Origin of the sequence: Alloscardovia omnicolens DSM 21503, from assembly GCF_000420505.1 — a bacterium.
GTDB lineage: Bacteria > Actinomycetota > Actinomycetes > Actinomycetales > Bifidobacteriaceae > Alloscardovia > Alloscardovia omnicolens.
This window is the reverse complement of record NZ_ATVB01000001.1, coordinates 165,542-187,332: the sequence shown is the minus strand read 5'-3', so window position 1 is coordinate 187,332 and position 21,791 is coordinate 165,542. Positions and strand designations below refer to the sequence as shown.

The following is a 21,791-nucleotide window of genomic DNA, read 5'->3' as shown; positions in this document are numbered from 1 at the left end:
TATAAAGTCCCGCCATGAAATCTCGCAGTGCCAGCAAACTCGCCGTTGATCGGATACTCGGCAGAACCGAAAGGCGATATTATGTCTCAGAAGATGATTTTGGATCTCGATACCGGTGTGGACGATGCTATGGCGATTGCCTACGCATTGGCAAGTCCAGAAGTGGAACTTATCGGTATTACCGGAACCTATGGCAATGTACTTATGGATCAAGGAACCCGTAATGCTTTAGCTATCACCGATATTTTAGGGCATCCAGAAGTTCCTGTATTCCGCGGTATTGATCACTCGCGCTCCACAGAATCTTTCGAAGTCCTCGACATCTCGGCATTTATTCACGGAAAGAATGGCATTGGAGATGTTGACATTCCAGATTCTCCACGTCACGTTGAGCAGCAAGATGCTGTCGAATTCATTATTGAATCTGTGCACAAGTATGGCAAAGATTTAGTCTATGTACCAACAGGGCCTGATACGAATATTGCTGCGGCAATAGAAAAAGACCCGAGTATTATCGATGAAATTGGCAATATCGTGATTATGGGTGGAGCTCTTACTGTTCCAGGCAATGTGAATGCATGGACTGAGGCAAATATTTCGCAAGATCCTGAAGCTGCCAATATTTTATTCCGCTCTGGTGCTTCAGTAACGATGATTGGCTTGGATGTGACACTTCAGACCTTGCTGCGTTATGAAGATACGCAAAAGTGGCGCGATACCGGCACAGATTCCGGTAAATTCTACGCGGATATGGTTGATTATTACATTAAAGCTTATGAAACTACATCTCCACATTTGGGTGGCTGTGGTTTGCATGATCCTTTGGCTGTGGCTGTTGCTATTGATCCGAGCTTGGTTACTTTGATCGACATCAATATGAAGGTAGATGTTGAGGGTGCTACACGCGGTCGCACTATTGGTGATGAAACGCGTTTGAACGATCCAGTTAAAACCATGAAGGTTGCTGTGGGTGTGGATGTTGAGCGTTTCGTTCATGAACTGATGACGCGAATTGGCACTCTGGTTGCAGAACATTAAGGAGTAGGAGAGAAGATTATGGCACTTTCGAATGCATTTGTGGAGAAGAAATCTCCCGCTATGACGAGCGAGCAGGCTGTTACTGCTTTGATTCCTCTGTTGATTACTTTTATTTTGGGAACTTTGTGCTTGCAGGGATTTAACCTCGTTTTCGAACAGGTTGGTCAGGCTGTGGGTGCTGGAAGTCAAGCATCTATGATTACAGCAATTCCAGGTATTGTTCTGGGGATTGTGTGCTTCGTCTATGGTTCTTTGGGTGACTTTGTTTCTTTGAGGAAGCTCGTAACTATTGGTATTGTTACGCTTTTTATTGGTTCGGTTTTCGGCTTTGTTGCTGGATACTTCTTCCATCCTAATGTGTGGATTGTTATTTTTGCTCGCGTCTTGCAAACCGCAGGTGAACAGGTTGCGGGTTCTGCATTCCTTGTTGTAGCAACCAAATATCTCAAGTCATCGTTAAAGGTTGTTTTCTTTGGTCTGTTTACTGCTGGTTATCAGTTCTCTGCAGCTATCGGCGTTTTTGCAGCCGGTTTCTTTAGCTCCATTCACTGGTCCTATCTCTTCCTGATTCCAACTGTTACCATCTTGCTCCTGCCAATTTTGCTGAAGAATCTTCCTGACACATCCAGCACGGGAGAGAAAGTTGATGCGTGGGGCTTTGTTATTTTCGGATTAGGTGCAGCCTTCTTAGCTCTCTTCTTCTCTGATATGAAGTGGTGGTATATGGTCGCTGCTATTGCTGCTTTCCTTATTTTTGCTGTGTATATTAATAAGGCTAGCCATCCTTTTGTTGCACCAGAGTTCTTTAAGAATACAAATTGGTTGATTGCTACAGGCTATATTTTGCTGTTCTACTTCCCAAATTACTTCTACTCACCAATGTTCAACAATGTGGCAGCAGGAGTATATAAGATGGATACCAGCACAGCCTCTCATTACATTGTGTGGGCATTTATTGTTGCTGCAATTGTGGGCACAAGTTCCGGCTGGATTGTTGGAAAAATTGGACGTCATGCCACGATGATTACTGCATGCATTTTGATGGCTTCAGGCTTTATTATCGGCGCTTTTGTTTTGGCGATGGGACCTTTGGCTCTGACTGCTTCTGCCTGCTTGTACTACGGAGGCGCAGGTATGCTGTATTCTCCAGTCGTTTCCCTCGTTTTGGGAACTCTTACGCAAGATGAATCCGGTCGTGGTGTGGGTATGAACGATCTGTTTATGAACACTACAGCGTCGATTGGTATTGCGATTTTGGGTACTCTTATGGGGTCGAATGCCTTGTCTCATGTAGGTTTGATCGCTAACGGCTCTGTAGCAGCAAATATGTCAACGTTGTTCTTATGTGCTGGCGCAGTAGTCGTTATTGGCTTCATTGTTTACATGTGTACGCATAAGAAAATTACTGCATAGTTTCTTGCGTTATTCCCTCAGCTAAGCCACTCGTATTCTTGTGATACGGGTGGCTTTATTATAGAGGGAGTAGATGTGCGTTGTAACGGAAAGGATTTATGGAAGACAAGGTCTTAGAACCCACTTCTTTCTTAGGGGAACACTCTGAAGTTCTGCTCGACCAACATCGTGGCGATGAAGCTGCGCGTGAAGTTCAAGGACTGTCAGGCGAACAAATTTGGGAAGAACGCGAAGGGCGTAACAAACTTCGTCACGTAACAGGCCTCGGTGAGCTAGAAGATATTACTGAGGTTGAATATCGTAAGGTTCGCTTGGAACGTGTTGTGCTCGTGGGAGTGTGGTCGAACCGAGAAACTACCTTGGCACAAGCTGAGGAATCACTACGCGAGTTGGCTGCTCTAGCGCGAACAGCAGGTGCAGACGTCGTTGATGGCGTACTGCAACATCGTTTACGTCCAGATAAAGCTACATACATCGGTTCAGGTAAAGCAAACGAAGTAGCTGGAATTGTTGCTGCTACACAGTCAGATACGATAATTGTGGATGCTGATCTTCCTCCAAGCCAACGTCGCGCTTTAGAAGATGTAACGAAAGTGCACGTAGTTGATCGTACCGCTGTTATCCTCGATATTTTCGCTCAACACGCAACCAGTCGTGAGGGAAAAGCTCAGGTTGAACTCGCTCAAATGGAATACATGCTTCCACGTTTGCGCGGTTGGGGTGGCTCGCTGTCTCGTCAGGCTGGTGGTCAGGCTGCTGGACAAGCTGGCGGTATCGGTTCGCGCGGTCCTGGTGAAACAAAAATCGAAATGGATCGTCGAGTTATTCGCACGCGAATGGCGAAGCTACGTAAACAAATCGAACAGATGGCTCCTGCTCGTGAAGTCAAACGTGGCTCTCGTCGTCGTTTTGGTTTGCCTTCAGTAGCAGTTGTGGGGTATACGAATGCAGGTAAATCGTCACTGATTAACCGTTTAACTGGTTCAAGCGAGCTCGTAGAAAACGCTCTGTTTGCCACTTTGGATACTGCTGTGCGCGGTGCGCAAACAGCTCAAGGGCGAAACTTTACGTATGTGGATACTGTTGGCTTCGTGCGCAAATTACCTACTCAGCTTGTTGAGGCTTTTAAATCAACGCTTGAAGAGGTTGCTCAGTCGGATGTTATTGTGCATGTTGTTGATGCTTCTCATCCTGATCCGTTCTCGCAAATCGATGCCGTCAATGATGTTTTAGAAGATATTGATTCTATAGCAGGCATGCCTACGGTTATTGTTTTTAATAAGATTGATTTAATTGATGACGCTGCTTTAGAACGTTTACGTCAGTTAGCTCCTGAAGCTTTCTTTGTATCTGCTGCAAGCAGTGACGGCATCGAAGAACTCAATAATTATGTGGAGTCTTTGCTTCCTACCCCAAGTGTTCGTGTAGAAGCAGTCATACCGTATAATCAGGGACAATTAATCTTTCAAGCTCGAGAAAATGGCATAGTTCACGAGATTGAGTATCGCAATGAGGGAACATATATCGTGTGCGAAGTAGATAACGTTTTAGCTGCTGCTTTACTTGCCGCACATGCGCAACACGATATTTCTGAGCTTTAGTGATATCAGTCACAAGAGCAAAGGAAAACTGTTTTTCGTAGAGAGCTATCGCTAATCTAAGTAATGAAGCTTTCGTATGGAATACACATAATCCATCATGAAAAAATAATGAAAGAAGGGTTAGTAATGGCAGTTTCGCCAGTTAAGCCAACTAAACTTGCTATCGTCGGTGCAGGTGCTGTTGGTTCCACAATTGCATTCGCAGCAGCTCAGCGTGGTATTGCACGTGAAATCGTGCTTGAAGACCTTAACCTCAAGAAGGTAGAAGCTGAAGTTCTCGATATGCAGCACGGTTCTAGCTTCTATCCAACCGTTTCTATTAGCGGTTCTGATGATCCAGAGATTTGCCGCGATGCGGATGTAGTTGTTATTACTGCTGGTGCTCGTCAGCAGCCAGGACAGACTCGTCTTGAACTTGCAGGCGCTACCATCAACATTATGAAGTCCATCATTCCTAACTTGGTTAAGGTGGCTCCTAATGCAATCTACATTCTCGTCACCAACCCAGTAGATGTTGTAACTCAGGTTGCTTTGAAGCTTTCTGGTCTTCCAGCAAACCAGATGTTCGGTTCTGGTACTAACTTGGATTCTGCTCGTTTGCGTTTCTTGATTGCAGAGCAGACTGGTGTAAACGTAAAGAACGTTCACGCCTATATTGCTGGTGAACACGGTGATTCCGAAGTAGCATTGTGGTCGTCCGCAACTATCGGTGGCGTACCGATGCTCGAGTGGAAAGAACTTGAAGGCCATGCTCCTTTGACTGCAGAAGTTCGTGAACAAATTCACCAGGACGTGAAGAACGCAGCATATAAGATTATCGATGGTAAGGGTGCAACTAACTACGCTATCGGTATGTCTGCTGTAGACATCGTAGAATCTATTTTGAAGGATTCTAACCGTATTCTTCCAGTATCTTCTTTGTTGGATAACTTCCACGGTATTTCTGACGTGTGCATGTCTGTTCCAAGCGTTTTGAACCGTGAAGGTGTGAATACTCGTTTGAACACCCCATTGAATGATGTTGAGCTTGCTGCTTTGACTCGTTCTGCTGAGACTTTGCGTGCAACAGCTGCTGAGTTCGGTTTCTAATAACTGATACTTTCAGATATGCAAAATGCTCTCCTTCGGGAGAGCATTTTGCATTCTTCGTGCTGTACGTTAACGACGAAGAAGACTAGATTTTTCTCAAAACCGTTACGACTTTACCCATAATGGTGGCATGGGTGCCATCAATAGGAGAGAAGGCGGGATTATGAGGCATAAGCCATACGTGACCGTTATCTTTACGGAAAGTTTTAACCGTGGCTTCGTCGTCGAGCAAAGCAGCCACAATATCTCCGTTATTCGCTGTGGATTGTTCGCGCACAACAACAAAGTCACCATCGCAAATAGCAGCGTCTATCATTGAGTCACCGTGAACTTCCAGCATAAAAAGATTTCCTTCGCCGGTAAGACGTTGCGGTAAGCGCATAACATCGTCTACATGTTGTTCGGCGGTAATAGGTGAGCCTGCTGCAATACGACCGACTAAAGGAATATCGTGTGATTGAGCAATAGAATCGCTGATATCTTCACTAGATGCAATGCGCTGTGAGAATGGATAAACAGTAGCTTTTGCAGTCGGTACATTATTCTTCTGATCTTCCTGCTCAGTGGTAGTAGCGTCTGGGGACGTAGAAGAAGACTCAGGTTCAATAAGCTCTATTGCACGCCCTTTACCGGCGTTAATGCGCAGAAGTCCTAATTCTTCTAAACTGTGCAGTTGATGCTTAACCGATGAAGGACTCTTAAGACCAACCAATTCACCAATCTCTCGCAATGTTGGCGCAAAACCGTGCTCTGCAACATGAACGCGAATAGCCTCATAGACTTGAAATTGACGTGCAGATTTCACGCCTAAGTCGGCTGCGCGTTGTGCATCTGAATCACTGGCAAAAGCATGCAGGGCAGTGGTAGTCATAAGTGTCCTTCCGTATATAATGTCCACTCTATCGTGAAAATTCCGTAAAATCAAACGGATGTTCGAAAATCATCTTGAATTTGTCGAACATATGTGCGACTATTAGAACATACGTTCGATAGAACAAATGTTCGAAAGGGATTGAGATGAATACAACATCAGTACGTAGTCAGGGTATAGGGCTAGGTAGCGTACGTTTGAATCGTCGTGGAAAAATTGTTGTGTGGGCTTTAGGTATTGCTCTTGCTGTTGGTTTTGCGGGCATAACCATACCTTTTGCAACAGCTCAAGATGAAGTAGTGCACACAGTCAGTTACACTGTGCAACCACACGATACCTTGTGGAACTTCGCGGCAGATATCACTCCACAGGGAGGAGATGTGTATGAGACAATGGAATATATTAAAAAATTAAACCATTTAGATACGGATCAATTGACTGCTGGGCAAACACTTATTGTACCTGAGGCTTAGTCTCTGTTATTGTTAAGGCATGCATTGTCCTTTTTGTCAAAGTCAAGAGACCAAAGTTATAGACACGCGTGTAAGCGAGGATGGTTATTCTATTCGTCGCAGACGTGAATGTATTGTATGTTCTAAACGCTTTACCACCCAAGAATCAATGGTGCTTATGGTGGTTAAGCGCGGTGGGAATGCTGAACCATTTAATCGAGAGAAAGTAGTATCGGGTGTACGCAAAGCCTGCAAGGGAAGACCTATTGATGAAGAGGAACTCAAGCTCCTAGGAATTCGCGTTGAACGAGACCTGCGTTCGCGCGGAGTTTCGGAAGTAAAAGCTGAAGAAGTTGGTCTGGCTATTTTGGAACCTCTGCGTCAGCTTGACGAGGTTGCTTATATGCGATTTGCATCTGTGTACCAGCATTTTAACTCGTTAGATGATTATTCGCAGGCTATAGATTCCTTAAAGAAAGCACGTTCGCAGGAATAGTAGCATTTAACTTAAATTGAGGTGTTTTGCTATCTACGTAGATAGCAAAACACCTCAATTGCATGTAGACCGCAAAGATGCGAGAAATGTGCTACAGATTTTACATAATATGTACACGCACAGTGCCGTTAATTGCTTCCACTGCAGCAATATCCTCGTCATGCAGCGTGCCAGTAATATCTGTTACTACGTAACCAAGATCGCCCTCAGTTGCCAAAGATTGAGCAACAACATTGAGGTTCTTAGCAGACAAAGCATTGTTAAGCTGTGCGAGCATACCTGGCAAATTGGTGTGCAGATGAGCAATACGTGTAATCTTCTCACTTGTGCTTGTGGCTTCACCATCACGTGTTTTGCGTGAATTACGTGCCTCCACATTAAGCTGTGGCATATTTACCGACAGAGAGGTATTGCCTTCGGTATAGTAGTCATAGAGTTTGTGCGAAACGAATTCGCCAATGGCTTCTTGAGCTTCCAATGTAGAGCCACCCACATGAGGAGTGAGAATAACATTGGCAATCTCTGTTAATGGAGTAGAGAATTCATCGCCAACCGTTTTTGGCTCGGTAGGGAATACATCAACAGCTGCTCCACTCAAGTGTCCCGACTTAAGATGGTTATGCAATGCATTGACATCAATAATAAAGCCGCGAGAGAGGTTCATAAACACGGCATCTTGCTTCATTAAGCTAAAATAGTGCTCATTAAAGAAGTTTGTATTAGCCTTACGTCCATCAACATGAATTGTTACAGCATCAGAGATGCGTAACAATTCTTCCATGGAATTCATGCGTGTGGCATTGCCCAAAGCTAGTTTTTCTTCTACATCGTAGAAGACCACATTCATACCTAAAGCCTCAGCCAGAATGGATACTTGAGATCCAATATTACCGTAACCCACAATGCCCAAAGTCTTGCCACGAACTTCATGCGATTTCTTTGCAGTTTTATCCCAGGTATGCTCGCGAATAGATAAAGTATGCTCAGGAACTCGACGCATCAGCGCAATAATGTCGGAAATAATAAGTTCCACCACAGAACGTGTATTCGAGTAAGGTGCGTTGAACACGGCAATACCATGCTGTGCAGCATAGCTTAAATCAACCTGGTTTGTGCCGATGGAGAAGCAACCTACTGCGCGAAGATGAGGATGCGCTTCTAATACTCGAGCTGTAACAGACGTTTTAGAACGAATACCAAGTAAATCTACACCATCAAGAGCTGCAATAAGTTCATCTTCGTCTAAAGCTCCTTGAGCTGTCTGTACGTCAATTCCTTTGCTGCGCAGAAAATCAGCAGCGCATGGATGAATATTCTCTAACAATAATGCTTTGGTCATGTCTACTACCTTACAAAGAAATACGCTCAGTGTCTTCTTGAGTCTGAACTATGACTAATTTTTGAGTTGGTCGCGTCATAGCCACATATAAATCAGCAGCAGCAGTTAAACGCGATGGGCTATTTTCAGAAATCAAACCTGGCTCCATAAGAACCACAGCATCAAATTCTAAGCCCTTGACTTCAGTAGGTGTATAAACACCAATTTGAGCATCCCAACGAGGCTGTGATGTTAATCGATCAAACTCATTCTCAGAAATAGCATCAGTATTTTTCAGAGATAAACGCAACTGTTTATCTACAGCATCGCGCACACTCTCGTCACAAATAAGGGCAACGCGACCAGATCCATCACTAGATACATATTGAGTGAGTAAATCAACAGTATGGAAAATAGAGGAGCTGATAACAGCAGGCATATCGCTCAACTTTTTAATAACTACACTATCGTCTACCGCACGTACAGCTGACACAGTAGAAATATATAGTCCTTCAGAAGCAGCAAAACGTCCCGCAATATCAGAGACTTCTTGTGGATTACGGTAGTCAACGGTAAGCTCATGCATATCCCACCCATCAGCTCCGAAAATGCGGTCGAGCATATGGTTCCATGAGTGTGTTCCACCAAGAGCAGAGGTTTGTGCCACATCGCCTACAATCGTAAAAGAACGAGAAGGGCAGCGGCGCATCAGCATACGCCAATCCATTGCAGTAAGCTCTTGAGCTTCATCTACCACAATATGACCATACGTCCATTCGCGGTCTGCTCCAGCACGTTCTGCCAAACTCGAATCATCAGAGTTGTTCATATGAGAAAGCACTGTTTGAGCTGAAATGCCAGAATTCTTCAGGCCGAAAGAATCCATCATCTCATTCACATAGCGTTCTTCGGCACTCTGCGCTGAAGAACGCGCATTCGCCTTTTGCTGTTCGAGTGGATCTGGTCCCAAAAGTTCGTAGGCCTCATCAAGTAAAGGAATATCCGATACTGTTAAAGCGGAACCTGATGGCCGAATCAAAGCTGCAATATCGGTGTCGGTCAGCCATGGAGCACACTGCTTAAGGCGGTGAGACTTGGAGAATAAATCATTAATCAGCCATTGTGCGTTCATTGGCAGCCATGCGGTATTCAGCGTGCGCTTCACGTCTTCACTCATGCGAATAGTTTCACGCGCATTTTCAACCTCAGAATATTCGGGCTCATAATCCAACTGTTCCTTAAAACGATTCGTTAACAAAGAAATCATGGATTTTACAAAAGTATTGCGTGCAAGATTATGCGGTTGGTGCGAACGACGAGCATTGCCTTGAGCTTCTTCAATATCTGCACGGGTAATTGGCACACGAACACCATTAATTTTCAACACTGGCAACTGTGAAGGAATACGCACGCGCATAGATACTGCATGAGCAATAACATCGGCCATGCGGCAATCGCCTTTAAGCCTGGCGGCAAAAGGATTATCAGTTACATCAGTAGATATACCTGGTAGAAGATTTCCTAAAGTACGCGAAATAACGCCAGTTTCACCCAATGATGGTAAAACCTGATCAATATAGTGCAAAAAAGCAGGGGATGGTCCAACAACTAAAACACCAGAACGTTGCAAAGTAGAACGATGTGTGTATAGCAAATAAGCAGCACGATGAAGAGCAACTGCTGTTTTACCTGTTCCTGGTCCTCCCTGAACAACAAGAGGGTGTTTGGCAGAACTGCGGATAATGCGGTCTTGCTCACCTTGAATAGTTGCTACAATATCACTCATTTTCCCTGTGCGACGTGTGGCAAGGGAAGCGAGCAAGGCACCTTCACCTGTTAGTGTGCCGCTTGCAGACGCTTGTGAAACTTGACTTGAATCTATATTTAAGACTTCGTCTTCTAAAGCAATAACATCACGGAACTTCAATGTAATATGGCGACGCATGGCAATATTGCCACGGTGTAAAGGAGTTGCCTCATAAAATGGACGTGCAGCTTCAGCGCGCCAGTCCACCACAATGGCCTCATGATCAGTGCTTTGTAAACCGATTCGACCAATATGCAAACGGGTGTCATCATCGGTATCTATGCGCCCAAAAACAAGCCTATCTTCCACTAAACGCAACTGGTATAAGCGATCTTCATACATAGTGGCAAAAGAGTCACGCTCAGAACGCTGTGTAGGTGAACCATGCGCTCCTCGTGAACGTACCTCGCTTAATCGATTTTGAGTTTGCTTGCGGATTTCATCGAGCCTGGCATAGGCTACATCCACCATGGATTGTTCTTCGCGGAGTTGTTCTGAATAATCGGACACGCGTGCATTTCCTTGTGTTGAGTACGAGTGGCTTGACTCGTGTACAGAGTCAAAAACTGCCCTATAAGCATACTCAAAAGGCTCTACATCAAGATGATACATAGCGAGCGAATACCTCATTCTCTCTCGCTATTCCTTCTCTTTCTTGCATTTTGTGCGAGTTAATCATAAGCAGTATCCACGGGCGGATATTTATCGACTCTTTTCAATTGCTCCTCAGTTTTTATTCAGCACAGCCTCATTAATCCTTAAATTCTTAAAAATTTTGTGTTTTGTGGGGAAAAGTGGAGAGAAGTGGAGTAAAGTGGGGAACATTGTGAGTGTATTTTCGCATACCTGAAGATGGTTATCTGGTTGAAAGGAGGGGAGAATGCCTGAAAATACTGGTGTTGGCGATGTTTTTGCTACTCATGGCGGCTCTGCCGAGTTTGGCGAGCCTATGGGTAATGGAGCACAGAACACGCAAAATGAAGGGAAAAATCTCCCTCTACCAGATTTGCTGCTCGGTACGTACACTCCAAAAATCGATGCGAAGGGTCGTGTAGCTATTCCGGCTAAAATGCGCAGCCAGCTTGGAGAAGGTTGCGTGTTGGCGCGAGGTCAGGAACGATGCGTGTACATACTTCCCAATGATGAATTCCGTCGCATTGCTCAACAAATTCAACATATTTCATTGAGTAATAAGGCTGCACGCAACTATTTGCGTGTTTTTCTCTCTGGTGCTGTGGATTTAGAACCAGACAAACAGGGGCGAGTAATGGTGCCACAGATGCTGCGTTCTTATGCCAATTTAGGCGATGACGTTGTGCTTATTGGCGTGGGAACTCGTGCAGAACTATGGAATCGTGAAGATTGGGAGAAGTATTTGGCTGATCAAGAAGATGACTACAGCAATATGGCTGACGATGTGCTTCCGGTAGGTGATTTTGCATGGTAGATTCTCACAACTCTAGCCAGAACAATTTAAGTGCTCTGAGCGCTATTCACAAGCCAGTGCTTTTTGACGAATGTGTTGAACTTGTTACTGCACATGCCGAGGCTTCGGCACGCGCCGATGGACGTGATGTTCCTGTGGTTGTGGATTGTACTTTGGGCTTAGCAGGTCATACCAGTGGCTTCCTGCAAGCAGTTCCGAATCTTCGCGTTATTGGCATTGATAGAGATGAACAAGCTTTGAGCTTGGCTACTGAGCGTATTACTAAGCTGGGGCTAAGTAATCGTTTTACTCCGGCGCATGCAGCTTTTGATGATTTTTCGGATGTTCTTGAGCGTGCAGGCGTTACGCATGTTGATGCTGTATTTATGGATCTTGGCTTATCGAGTTTACAGATAGATGAAACAGATCGTGGTTTCTCCTACTCGCATAACGCTCCGTTAGATATGCGTATGGATACATCCCAAGAGCTAACAGCTGCCGATATTTTAGCGACCTATGATTACGCTGATTTAGTACGTATTTTTAAGGAGTATGGTCAAGAGCGCTTTAGCGGATCTATTGTGCGAGAAATTATTAGATTGCGTGAATCTCAGCAGGCAATTGAGACCTCTTTTGAACTTTCAGAATTAGTTGATCGCGTGGTACCCAAGGCAAAACGTCCAGCAGGAAATCCAGCGAAGCGTGTTTTCCAAGCCTTGCGTATTGAAGTCAACGGTGAGCTTACGAAACTTGCGCACACTCTACCACAAGCCTTACGCGCTCTGTCGGTAGGAGGGCGATTAGTAGTGGAGTCCTACCATTCATTAGAAGACATGTGCGTGAAGAAATTCTTTATGCGTGGTCTGGTAGCACATGTCCCTCCCCATATGCCCGTTATTCCTCCAGAAGCTCAGCCATATCTTCGTGATTTAACGCATGGTGCTATGAAAGCCGACAAAGCAGAAGTAGAACGTAATTCTCGATCCGCTTCAGTGCGTTTGCGTGCAGTAGAGCTAACTCGTAATCCTCCTGCTTGGGCTTTTGAACAAGAGCCTTTACGTGCCGTCAATCGCTCAAAGCAGACAAAGCGCGGAACAAAAACAGCGCAACAATCACACTTCACAAATAACCGTCGTAACTCTCACAGTAAGGAACACTATGGCAGCCGCTGAAGCACGAAGCATTCGTTCATCGCAATCACGTCAATCCACGGTGCGTTCTACCCGTCCTGGCACGCGCTCTGCAGCTCCAGAACGTCCACAGCTGCGTGTGAGTTCACGTGAGAACCGCTTACGTCAATCTGCTTTTATGCAGCAAGTGCAGTCAGTGTATCACAGTCGTCAACGGTCTATGGCTATGATGATGACGTCAATTGTTTTTCTCGTAATGAGCTTAGGAGTAACGCTATTTTTGCGTACAGAAATGACTAAAAATGCTTATAGTATTACGGAAACTCAAAACACTGTGGTGCAGCTCACACAAGATGTACAGCAAGATAGAGCTAAACTAAATGAACTAGAATCACAGCTGCCACAACGAGCAACCGATATGGGAATGCAACAGGGCTCGAGCAGCATGACTATTGATTTAGGGAATGCACAGTAATGGTCAAAAATGCTTCGCAGAATCGCTATGCTACCGCTGTGGCGCATGCTATTCGTCGTCGCACCATTGTAATTATCGTCTTATGGGCATTTTTGCTGACTACATGCGTTGTTCAGCTAGCTAGACTGCAAATAATTGATGCAGCAGAGATTGCTCAAGAAGCTCAGAACTCTCGCACTGTTACTGCACGTGTGCAGGCGATGCGCGGTGCAATCGTTGATACGAATGGGGAAGTTCTCGCTCAAAGCGTGGAAGCATATAAGATTTATGTGGATCAAGTAGGGGCGAAAAATTTTACTCCCACATCCTGCACTGTTACGCGCACACGTTCTATGACGGATGAAGAGTATAAAGCCAAAGTTGCAAGTCGTAAAAATTCGTGTCACAGCATAGATGGTAAGGATGTTCCGGGTAAAGGCGCATCTGCTGTTGCACGTATTTTAGGTCCTGTTTTGCACCAGAACGTGCAGGAGCTCGGCGGTAAAATTGCTGGAAATACACGTTATGTGGTTGTAGCAAAAAACGTAACTCCGAGCGTAAAACGTAGAATCGATAAGCTACATTTATCTGGTGTGGTTGGTGCAGAACTCATTAGCCAGAGGGTATATACGAATCCTACGCTTATCGGATCAATCCTAGGTGGTGTGAACGAACAAGATGAAGGTGTTACCGGCGTTGAAGCGATGCAAAATGCATCCTTGCAGGGTGTTGATGGTGTAGAAAACTATCAGCAAACAAATCCTGCCTATGGTACGGCAAAAATTCCCGGAACCGAAGAAGTGAAATCTGTAGCAACACCTGGTGGCACGGTAAAACTCACTATTGATGCAGATGTACAGTGGTACCTCGATAAAGTACTCAAAGCCCGCGTTGATGACCAAAAGGCTCAATGGGGTATTGGTGTGGTTCAGGAAGTAAAAACAGGTAAGATTCTTGCCATCGCAGATTCAAATCAGTATGCTGCCAATTCCACCGATGCATTAACAAAGGGATCCATAGCCATGGAATCCACGTTCGACCCTGGTTCTACGGGAAAAATTATTACTGCTTCCGCTGTTCTTCAAGAAGGACTGCACAAGGCAACAGATCATTTTACTGTGCCGTATTCCTTGGAATATGAAGGACAGAGGTATCATAATGCTCTTCCTCATCCTGATGAGAATTTAACTCTTGCAGGCATCTTGTATCACTCATACAATACCGGCACTATTATGACCGCTTATAATTTGTCTGCGCAAAAGCGATATGACTATATTACAAAGTTTGGTTTAGGTCAGCCCACAGGTATTAATTTCCCAGGTGAGTCCAATGGTTTGCTCACGAATTATAAGAATTGGGATACTCGAACTCAGCAGACTGTGCTTTTTGGTCAGGGATATACAGTTAATGCTTTACAGATGACCAACGTTATTGCCGCCATTGCTAATGGTGGAGTGCATATGGGGCAGCGCCTTATTGAACAATCTACAGATGCACAAGGTAGAGATACAACACCAACTGTAACAAAATCTGAACGTGTGGTATCGAGTGAAACAGCAGCCACAGTTCTTAATATGATGGAGAATGTTGCTGAGGCATCTCCTGATTATGAGATTGATGGATACCGTATGGCTGGTAAATCGGGTACTGCAGAAGTTCCAGGAGAAGACGGTAGACTTACCAGTATTGTGGGTGACTATATTGTGGCTTTGCCTGCGGATAATCCTCAGTTTGTTATTTCGGTATTCCTTAAAGATGCTAGAGCGTACTACGGTGCTGCAACTGCTGGTCCCGTGGTTAAAAATGTGGCACAATTCCTTATTCAGAAGTACCAGATTGCGCCATCCGCACCGCGCACCGATGCTATTCCTATTACATGGTAGTACTCAGTGGTAATGTGATATAGATATGTCTAGCGTAAGTGAATCAATAACAGAGCACATCACTATTGGTGATATTCGACGTCGATACGGTATAGCTACCGCAGGGTCGCGTCACGATGCTGTTACTTTAACCTCCGTGGCTGATGCTTTAGAAGACATCACGCCAGGTGCATTGTATATTAGTGCAACTTCACAATATGATGAGCGCATCGTACATGCTGCTGCAAAACGTGGAGCATACGCCATTGTTTTTATGGTCTCTGATTTCTCTGAGACTGTAAAAACTCATGCTTTGCCCACAAATACAGAAATACCTGTGCTTTTTGCTCAGCTGAATAACGATGCTCGTGCACGCATTGCCTCAGATATGGCAGGTCATCCGGCTTCTGCTATGGCTATTTTTGCTGTGCAAGGAGACCGAGATGGCGCGGTTATTGAGCAGTTGCACGATATTTTGCATTATCTTGGAAATCCTATGGGCGTTATTGATGGGCGCGGAGGAATAAGTCTCGATCGCAACATAGGGGTGCACACTCCTTTTTCTCCTTTAGATGTTCAGCGCATGCTGTCGATTATGGCTGAAGATGGAGCGACCTCAGTTATTATTCATGTTGATGATGCAGTGCTCGAATCTTTGGCTCTCACACAAGTCGGCGTTGATGTATATACCAACACCATTCATGAATCATTGAATGTGCCTGAAATAGAACCTCGCAGAGCTTTTCTTAACCGCAAACAAGCTGAGGAGAAGAAAACTGAGCTCAAAAAAATAGCCGAGCAAAATTTGCACACTTATGGAGCTGAAATAAGCGATGCCACGATGTGCGTAGAAACCACCGAAGAAGCACGCCTTCTAGTGAATGAAACACTGGGAGAAAAAGTGGCAAAGCAGCATAAGAGCATTGCAACTGCAGTAACTATGATTATGGCTGCAGGTGTAAAAAAGACGAGTATTAAAAGCGCTTTGCGCTTATCTCAAGAAATGAAAGCAGAGTAAGCATGATTTCTACACGCATCAGCGAATTGTTGGCTCATGATGTGGGGCAGCTTGTGCTCCATGGTCAGACAGTTCACATTGTGCCAGAGAATGACGATAAAGCGTTTGACCATGTAACAACTGATTCACGTGAAGTTCAAGAATCAAGTATCTTCGTTGCTATCGCAGGCGAACATGTAGATGGTCATGATTTTGTTGCTGATTTGCCAAGTAGCACTTTAGCCGTTGTTGATCGAGCAATTGAAGGCGCACAGTGTGCTCAGATTATTGTGCAGAACACGATTAAAGCTTTGGGAGAAATTGCTCGCTTGAATATTAGCAAGCGTAAAGCTTTGGCTGCACGAGGATTGAACGAGTTTACTATTATTGGTATTACTGGTTCGGTAGGAAAAACCACCACCAAAGATATGCTTCATGCGGTTCTTTCGCGTTTAGCTCCAACAGTTGCTCCTCAAGGCTCTTTTAATAACGATATTGGGTTGCCTCTTACCGCTTTGAAAGTTAATGAAAAAACACGTTTCTTTGTGGCAGAAATGGGAGCTTCAGCAGTGGGGGAAATTGAATACCTCACCACTATTGCACCTCCAGATATTTCTATTGTTCTTAAAGTTGGTGTGGCTCATCTTGGTGGATTTGGCAGCGTAGAAGCAATTCGCGATGCAAAATCTGAAATTGTACGTGCCTTAAGCAGCTCTGGCGTTGCAGTTCTCAATGCAGACGACGAGTATGTGCGCACTATGGCATCCATGACGAAGGCATCGAGCATTATTTGGTTTAGCCGCCACAGCGAGAATGAACAGCCTAAACCAAGCGTATCGGGTATGGTTTCTTCCGTTATTCTGCGTGGAACAGATACGATTGCAGATTCCACGAATCGCCCTAAATTTACTGTGCATCTGCCTGATGGCACAAGCTTTGACCTGCGTCTAGGTATGAGCGGTGAGCATAATGTTTTCAACGCTCTAGCAGTACTCAGCGTTATTTACAGTCTGGATATTCCAGAACATATTGCAGCAAGCGTGCTTTCGCAATTAGCCACAGTTAGTGCACATCGCATGCATATCGTGCCTGTGAATATAGATAATAAATCTTTTACTCTTATTGATGATTCTTTTAATGCTAATCCAGATTCTATGCATGCTGGTTTAACTGCATTAAGTCATTACCAAGCAGACGTGCCGAATACACGCAGAATTGCTGTGCTTGGTTCCATGTTAGAGCTGGGTAGTAGTGAGGATGAGAAACACCGTGCTATTGGTGCGTACGCTGCACAGATCAGTGATGTGGTAATTGCTGTGGGTTCTCAAAGCGATGGCACGCTTATGCATTTAGCTAGCTGCATTGCTCAGGGAGCGCAGGAAGAGATTGATCAGACACAGCACACCGCTGAGGTGATGGTGGTGAACAGTCCTCAAGAGGCTCAAGCACGCGTCTCTCAGCTTGCACATGAGGGTCACAACACAGAGAAGGGTAACAATACAGAGAATACGGTGGTTTTGCTCAAAGGTTCGCATGCTTCAGGTTTAAGCACGCTTGCTGATATATGGTTAGAGCACGCTTGCGTAGATGCGAATAAATGAATTGATCCAGCAGCACATCACATATTCTGCACGTACACGTGTGTACGTAAAAAGTAGCTAGACACTCAGAATTAGGGGAGTTAACTCGACATGATTGCCGTACTCATTGGTCTTATAGTCTCTTTGGCTGTCACTTTTGTGGGCACGCCAATAGTCACTCAGGTCATCCATAAACTGCATTACGGACAGTATATTCGTCAAGATGGTCCTCAGTCTCATCTCGTTAAGCGCGGAACCCCAACTATGGGTGGTATTGCTATTAACTTAGCTATTGTTCTGGGGTGGTTGGCTTCAGCAGCCTATCGCTATTTTTCTTTCGGAACCCCGTTCTCTCTTAACGCTTTACTCGTTTTGTTTGTTATGCTCTCCATGGGAGCTCTTGGTTTTATTGATGATTTTGCCAAGGTCGCAAAAAAGCAGAATGAAGGCTTAAGCATTCCGGCAAAGTTTACGGGTCAGATTATTTTTGCCACAGCTTATGCCATTCTTTCTCTTACTCTGAAAGCTCCTGATGGCACGGTTTCTGCCCACTCAGGTGTTACTTTTATTGAAAAACCTTTTATTAACTTTGAATCTTTGGGCTTTATTCTCTCCACTATTTTGTTCGTTGTGTGGGTAAACTTCTTACTTGCTGCATGGACCAATGCTACGAATTTGACTGACGGCTTAGACGGTCTTGCCTCAGGTAGCTCTATGGTTGCTTTTATTGGTTTTGCTTTGATTAGTATGTGGCAAAGCTATCATCGCGTTCCAGCTCCTAGATCCTACAGTTATACTGTGCAGGACCCGCAAGATCTTGCCATTATTGCTTTGTGCGCAGTAGCAGCCTGCTTTGGATTCTTATGGTTTAATTCCAATCCAGCCACGATTTTTATGGGAGATACAGGTTCTTTAGCTTTGGGCGGTTTATTTGCTGCTCTGTCTATTGCCACGCATACAGAGGTTTTGGCAGTTATTCTGGGCGGATTATTCGTGTGGGAAGCTGCATCCGATGTTATTCAGATTTTCTCTTTCAAAGTCTTCCATAAACGTGTGTTTAAGATGGCTCCTATCCATCATCACTACGAGCTTAAAGGCTGGTCAGAGAATAAAGTGGTAGTGCGTTTCTGGATGATTGAAATGGTCTGCGTTATTATCGCTTTGGTTATTTTCTATATGGATTGGGTCATCCGTTCAGGCATATAATCAGCACAGCTAACGCAACTATATGCGCGCATAATCGTTAAAGCTTCTCTAATTTTCTTCGTAACAGCTAAGGCATGAAGGTAAGTATGAAAACGTATTTAGTAGTAGGTTTAGGAGTTTCAGGTGCCAGTGTTGTAGAAGTACTGCGCGCACAAGGAGAGAAAGTACTGACTGCAGACGATAAAAAAACTGCAGATTATTCTTTAGCTCAGATTGGCAGCCCTGATTTTGATTACACGCCTATAGATTGCGTAATTACTTCGCCAGGATTTAAGCCTACGACTGATTTTATTGTACGAGCAACGGATGCTTCGGTTCCTGTTATCAGTGATGTGGAGCTGGCATGGCGCTTACATGAGCAGGCCGAGCAGGCTCAACGCTCTGGTCAGCAGTGGATCGGCATTACCGGAACGAACGGTAAAACAACGACCACAGAAATGACCGAAGCTATTATGCGCTCTGCAGGGCGTGCAAGCGCGGCTGTGGGAAATATCGGAAATCCTATCGTTCCTGCAGTAGCGAGCAATCAGCTCGATACTATCGTTGCCGAGCTGAGTTCTTTCCAACTGCACTACACAGACTCTGTGACCTTAGATTGCGCGGCAATAACCAACTTAGCTGACGATCATTTGGATTGGCACGGCGGTTTCGATAATTATGCTGCCGATAAAGCTAAGGTCTATAACGGAACACGTTTAGTCATGGTCTACAATGCAGATGATGAGCGCGTTACTCAATTAGCTACACGCGCGTGGGCTAATCGTCAGGTTGATAGCTGTGCTCTCGTTGGTTTTACGCTTAAGCAGCCACGTGAAGGTCAAGTGGGTATAGAAAACGGCTGGATTGTTAACCGCAGCAGTCTTCCTACTCAAGGCCTAGAAAAACTTGCTCCTGTCAGTTCTTTCACACACTTAACAGAACCTGATGGCAGTGTTTATCCTCACTTACTTGCCGACGCTTTATGCGCTCTATGTTTAAGCGTGGGTGCGGGCGTAGATGTTGAGCACGCACTCGAAGCTCTCCAAGCTTTTGCTCCTAGCGGTCATAGAATTCAAACCGTTGCTGTTGCAGATACGCCACATGGGGATATTCGTTTTGTTGATGATTCTAAAGCAACGAATGCTCACGCAGCCGCTGCATCGTTAAGCAGTTATGGGGATGCATCCGTAGTATGGATTGCCGGAGGTCTTGCAAAGGGCGCAGAGTTTGGTCAGTTGGTGCGCAATCAGCATCATGTTATGGCTGCAGCGGTTATTATTGGTTGCGATCAAAAACCTATGCTTGATGCTTTTGCACAGTATGCTCCACAGATTCCACTAGCTGTTATCAATCCTGATTCATCGGACAATGAGCCTATTATGCAACAAGCAGTGCAAGCAGCGGCGCGCTATGCGCAAGAAAGAGCTCAAGAAAAAGCGCAAGAAAAAACTCAGCAAGAAGTGAAGCAGGGTAAGCAAACGCAGGAAGCGCACGAAGCGAAGCAGCAAACGAAGCAAGAAGTCCAGCAGGAGAAGCAACAAGTAGGGCAGAGCATGGTTGTTCTCATGGCTCCTGCCTGCGCTTCTATGGATCAGTTCGTTTCATATGCAGATCGCGGTGACCAATTTGCTCACTATGCTCATGAATGGGTGAACTCTTATGGCAAGTAAGCGTATGTCTTCATCTTCCTCCTCTTCTTCGTCTTCGCTGTTTTCGACATTGGTGAGGGCAAGGCAAGCGTCAAGGAAATCTTCAGGGCAAACTTCAAGTAAACCTTCTGCTGAACGCGATCCTGTTCAAGTAGCTACTCGAGCATGGAATACTATTATTGACCGTATTGTTGGTTTCTTTACTGTGGGCTCGCGTTTAGAGCATGGAGATAATACGAGTCCGGCGCAGTATGCCCGATGGCGCATGATTTTTAATCCAGTATATAGTTACTGGGCTTTAGGCGCTTCGACGGTATTTTTGACCGTTATTGGTTTAGTGATGGTTTTTTCTAGCTCCACAGCCAAGCTCGTGGGGACTAATCAATCCATATGGGCAACTCTTGCTCGTCAAGGTGTTTTTGCTGTTTTGGGTTACGCTGCTTTTATAGCTGTGCAAGTTGTGAAGCCAAGCATTATTGAAAAAAACAGCAGGTACTTCTTGGGGATTGCTATTGGTCTGCAAGCTTTAACTCTTTCAGGTTTGGGATCGAGTGCAGGTGGAAATGCAGGATGGATTGTTGTAGGTTCTTTGCGTTTTCAGCCAGCAGAAATCTTGAAGTTCGCCTTGTGCATTTGGCTACCGGCTGCATTGTTAAATATGAAAAAAGCAAACAGGACTCCTCTTAAAGGAATTAAACAAGTTATTCCGTATCTGGGACCTGCTCTTATTTTCGTCTTAGCCTTGGGGCTGGTTATTTTAGGTAAAGACGTAGGTACCGCCATGATTGTGGTGATTATTGGTGTATCTGCTTTCTTTGTTGCAGGTTTTCCTGTGCGTTATATGGCAATAGCTGGGTCGTTTTTTGCCTTCCTATTTTTCATGATTTTCGTTCGAGGTAGCGCCAATCGTTGGGCACGTATTCAAGCGACTTATGGAGGCTGTTCCACGCGTGAAGCTGCACAATCAAAAGCTATTTGTTTCCAGGCATTGCATGGAGATTACGCTTTAGCTACCGGTGGCATAACAGGGGTAGGCTTAGGTAATTCGCGCGAAAAATCATATCTTCCTGCACAAGATAACGATTATATTTTTGCCATCATTGGTGAAGAAATTGGTTTTATTGGAGCGCTTGTTGTTATTGTGCTCATTATGGTGATGGCTTGGTCTTTGATTAATCTGTCGATGCGTCACCAGGATATGTATATGCAAATGGTATTACTCTGCTTTGGAGTATGGTTCGCTGCTCAATCATTTATTAATATTTTTGTTGTGCTCGGCGTTTTGCCTGTTATGGGTTTGCCGTTACCGTTTATATCTTCTGGCGGTTCTGCGCTGATTATGTGTTTAGCTGGGGCAGGTGTTTGTTTCAAGATGGCGCGAGAACAGGAAGATGTGCGTGCAAGTCGAGGACGTGGGTAGGGC

18 protein-coding genes are annotated in these 21,791 nt (G+C 44.9%); 15 read left to right on the top strand and 3 right to left on the bottom strand.

Features of this window, described 5'->3' with window-relative positions; genetic code table 11:
* The first annotated feature begins 81 nt into the window (after window positions 1-81).
* The 4 genes from G464_RS0100860 (at window position 82) to G464_RS0100845 (ending at window position 5,141) form a co-directional block, all read left to right on the top strand.
* Entirely contained in the window at window positions 82-1,038 is a 957-nt protein-coding gene (locus G464_RS0100860) for a nucleoside hydrolase (RefSeq protein WP_022856374.1), read from the top strand.
* A gap of 18 nt (window positions 1,039-1,056) precedes the next feature.
* Window positions 1,057-2,451, top strand: a complete 1,395-nt coding sequence (locus G464_RS0100855; protein ID WP_022856373.1) for an MFS transporter — start codon at window positions 1,057-1,059, stop codon at window positions 2,449-2,451.
* A 98-nt stretch (window positions 2,452-2,549) separates the two neighbouring features.
* Entirely contained in the window at window positions 2,550-4,052 is a 1,503-nt protein-coding gene (hflX, locus tag G464_RS08375; RefSeq protein WP_022856372.1) for a GTPase HflX, read from the top strand.
* A gap of 126 nt (window positions 4,053-4,178) precedes the next feature.
* The gene (locus G464_RS0100845) at window positions 4,179-5,141 is read left to right on the top strand and encodes an L-lactate dehydrogenase (protein ID WP_022856371.1); all 963 of its coding nucleotides are present in this window, start codon (window positions 4,179-4,181) and stop codon (window positions 5,139-5,141) included.
* An 85-nt stretch (window positions 5,142-5,226) separates the two neighbouring features.
* Here G464_RS0100845 and lexA read toward each other — a convergent pair whose 3' ends face one another.
* Window positions 5,227-6,012 carry a transcriptional repressor LexA gene (lexA, locus tag G464_RS0100840; protein ID WP_022856370.1) on the bottom strand — a complete coding sequence of 262 codons (786 nt, stop codon included), beginning with the start codon at window positions 6,010-6,012 and terminating at the stop codon, window positions 5,227-5,229.
* 146 nt (window positions 6,013-6,158) lie between these two features.
* Between lexA and G464_RS0100835 the strand changes: the two genes are divergently transcribed.
* Both G464_RS0100835 and nrdR read left to right on the top strand, forming a co-directional pair.
* On the top strand, window positions 6,159-6,485 hold the full coding sequence (locus G464_RS0100835) for a LysM peptidoglycan-binding domain-containing protein (protein WP_022856369.1): 327 nt from the start codon (window positions 6,159-6,161) through the stop codon (window positions 6,483-6,485).
* 19 nt (window positions 6,486-6,504) lie between these two features.
* A complete protein-coding gene (nrdR, locus tag G464_RS0100830) occupies window positions 6,505-6,960 on the top strand; it encodes a transcriptional regulator NrdR (RefSeq protein WP_022856368.1) in 456 nt (151 codons plus the stop codon).
* A gap of 100 nt (window positions 6,961-7,060) precedes the next feature.
* Here the strand turns inward: nrdR and serA are convergent, their stop codons facing one another.
* Window positions 7,061-8,299: a phosphoglycerate dehydrogenase gene (gene serA, locus G464_RS0100825; RefSeq protein WP_022856367.1), complete on the bottom strand. Its 1,239-nt coding sequence runs from the start codon at window positions 8,297-8,299 to the stop codon at window positions 7,061-7,063.
* 10 nt (window positions 8,300-8,309) lie between these two features.
* Window positions 8,310-10,595 (bottom strand): HelD family protein, encoded by a 2,286-nt coding sequence (locus G464_RS0100820; protein ID WP_026472495.1) that lies wholly within the window; start codon window positions 10,593-10,595, stop codon window positions 8,310-8,312.
* A gap of 439 nt (window positions 10,596-11,034) precedes the next feature.
* Between G464_RS0100820 and mraZ the strand changes: the two genes are divergently transcribed.
* The 9 genes from mraZ (at window position 11,035) to G464_RS08365 (ending at window position 21,788) form a co-directional block, all read left to right on the top strand.
* Window positions 11,035-11,532 carry a division/cell wall cluster transcriptional repressor MraZ gene (gene mraZ / locus G464_RS0100815; protein ID WP_026472494.1) on the top strand — a complete coding sequence of 166 codons (498 nt, stop codon included), beginning with the start codon at window positions 11,035-11,037 and terminating at the stop codon, window positions 11,530-11,532.
* Window positions 11,526-12,683: a 16S rRNA (cytosine(1402)-N(4))-methyltransferase RsmH gene (gene rsmH / locus G464_RS0100810; protein WP_022856365.1), complete on the top strand. Its 1,158-nt coding sequence runs from the start codon at window positions 11,526-11,528 to the stop codon at window positions 12,681-12,683. Before mraZ ends, rsmH begins: the two co-directional genes overlap by 7 nt.
* Window positions 12,670-13,116, top strand: coding sequence for a cell division protein FtsL (gene ftsL, locus G464_RS09570; RefSeq protein ID WP_022856364.1), 447 nt, complete (start codon window positions 12,670-12,672; stop codon window positions 13,114-13,116). Before rsmH ends, ftsL begins: the two co-directional genes overlap by 14 nt.
* On the top strand, window positions 13,116-14,978 hold the full coding sequence (locus tag G464_RS0100800; protein WP_022856363.1) for a peptidoglycan D,D-transpeptidase FtsI family protein: 1,863 nt from the start codon (window positions 13,116-13,118) through the stop codon (window positions 14,976-14,978). The genes ftsL and G464_RS0100800 overlap by 1 nt, the downstream gene beginning before the upstream one ends.
* A gap of 25 nt (window positions 14,979-15,003) precedes the next feature.
* Entirely contained in the window at window positions 15,004-15,975 is a 972-nt protein-coding gene (locus tag G464_RS0100795; RefSeq protein ID WP_021618149.1) for a hypothetical protein, read from the top strand.
* Window positions 15,976-15,977: 2 nt separating this feature from the next.
* Window positions 15,978-17,555 (top strand): UDP-N-acetylmuramoyl-tripeptide--D-alanyl-D-alanine ligase, encoded by a 1,578-nt coding sequence (locus G464_RS0100790; RefSeq protein ID WP_022856362.1) that lies wholly within the window; start codon window positions 15,978-15,980, stop codon window positions 17,553-17,555.
* Window positions 17,556-17,645: 90 nt separating this feature from the next.
* Window positions 17,646-18,740: a phospho-N-acetylmuramoyl-pentapeptide-transferase gene (mraY, locus tag G464_RS0100785; protein WP_021618151.1), complete on the top strand. Its 1,095-nt coding sequence runs from the start codon at window positions 17,646-17,648 to the stop codon at window positions 18,738-18,740.
* An 86-nt stretch (window positions 18,741-18,826) separates the two neighbouring features.
* The gene (murD, locus tag G464_RS0100780; RefSeq protein WP_244264104.1) at window positions 18,827-20,389 is read left to right on the top strand and encodes a UDP-N-acetylmuramoyl-L-alanine--D-glutamate ligase; all 1,563 of its coding nucleotides are present in this window, start codon (window positions 18,827-18,829) and stop codon (window positions 20,387-20,389) included.
* Window positions 20,379-21,788 (top strand): peptidoglycan glycosyltransferase FtsW, encoded by a 1,410-nt coding sequence (locus tag G464_RS08365; protein ID WP_022856360.1) that lies wholly within the window; start codon window positions 20,379-20,381, stop codon window positions 21,786-21,788. Before murD ends, G464_RS08365 begins: the two co-directional genes overlap by 11 nt.
* Window positions 21,789-21,791 lie beyond the last annotated feature (3 nt).

Excerpts from the sequence above, each read along its gene's own strand:
- G464_RS0100860 (WP_022856374.1), top strand. The coding sequence starts at position 82 with ATGTCTCAGAAGATGATTTTGGATCTCGATACCGGTGTGGACGATGCT.
- G464_RS0100855 (WP_022856373.1), top strand. The coding sequence starts at position 1,057 with ATGGCACTTTCGAATGCATTTGTGGAGAAGAAATCTCCCGCTATGACG.
- hflX (WP_022856372.1), top strand. The coding sequence starts at position 2,550 with ATGGAAGACAAGGTCTTAGAACCCACTTCTTTCTTAGGGGAACACTCT.
- G464_RS0100845 (WP_022856371.1), top strand. The coding sequence starts at position 4,179 with ATGGCAGTTTCGCCAGTTAAGCCAACTAAACTTGCTATCGTCGGTGCA.
- lexA (WP_022856370.1), bottom strand. The coding sequence starts at position 6,012 with ATGACTACCACTGCCCTGCATGCTTTTGCCAGTGATTCAGATGCACAA.
- G464_RS0100835 (WP_022856369.1), top strand. The coding sequence starts at position 6,159 with ATGAATACAACATCAGTACGTAGTCAGGGTATAGGGCTAGGTAGCGTA.
- nrdR (WP_022856368.1), top strand. The coding sequence starts at position 6,505 with ATGCATTGTCCTTTTTGTCAAAGTCAAGAGACCAAAGTTATAGACACG.
- serA (WP_022856367.1), bottom strand. The coding sequence starts at position 8,299 with ATGACCAAAGCATTATTGTTAGAGAATATTCATCCATGCGCTGCTGAT.
- mraZ (WP_026472494.1), top strand. The coding sequence starts at position 11,035 with ATGGGTAATGGAGCACAGAACACGCAAAATGAAGGGAAAAATCTCCCT.
- rsmH (WP_022856365.1), top strand. The coding sequence starts at position 11,526 with ATGGTAGATTCTCACAACTCTAGCCAGAACAATTTAAGTGCTCTGAGC.
- ftsL (WP_022856364.1), top strand. The coding sequence starts at position 12,670 with ATGGCAGCCGCTGAAGCACGAAGCATTCGTTCATCGCAATCACGTCAA.
- G464_RS0100800 (WP_022856363.1), top strand. The coding sequence starts at position 13,116 with ATGGTCAAAAATGCTTCGCAGAATCGCTATGCTACCGCTGTGGCGCAT.
- G464_RS0100795 (WP_021618149.1), top strand. The coding sequence starts at position 15,004 with ATGTCTAGCGTAAGTGAATCAATAACAGAGCACATCACTATTGGTGAT.
- G464_RS0100790 (WP_022856362.1), top strand. The coding sequence starts at position 15,978 with ATGATTTCTACACGCATCAGCGAATTGTTGGCTCATGATGTGGGGCAG.
- mraY (WP_021618151.1), top strand. The coding sequence starts at position 17,646 with ATGATTGCCGTACTCATTGGTCTTATAGTCTCTTTGGCTGTCACTTTT.
- murD (WP_244264104.1), top strand. The coding sequence starts at position 18,827 with ATGAAAACGTATTTAGTAGTAGGTTTAGGAGTTTCAGGTGCCAGTGTT.
- G464_RS08365 (WP_022856360.1), top strand. The coding sequence starts at position 20,379 with ATGGCAAGTAAGCGTATGTCTTCATCTTCCTCCTCTTCTTCGTCTTCG.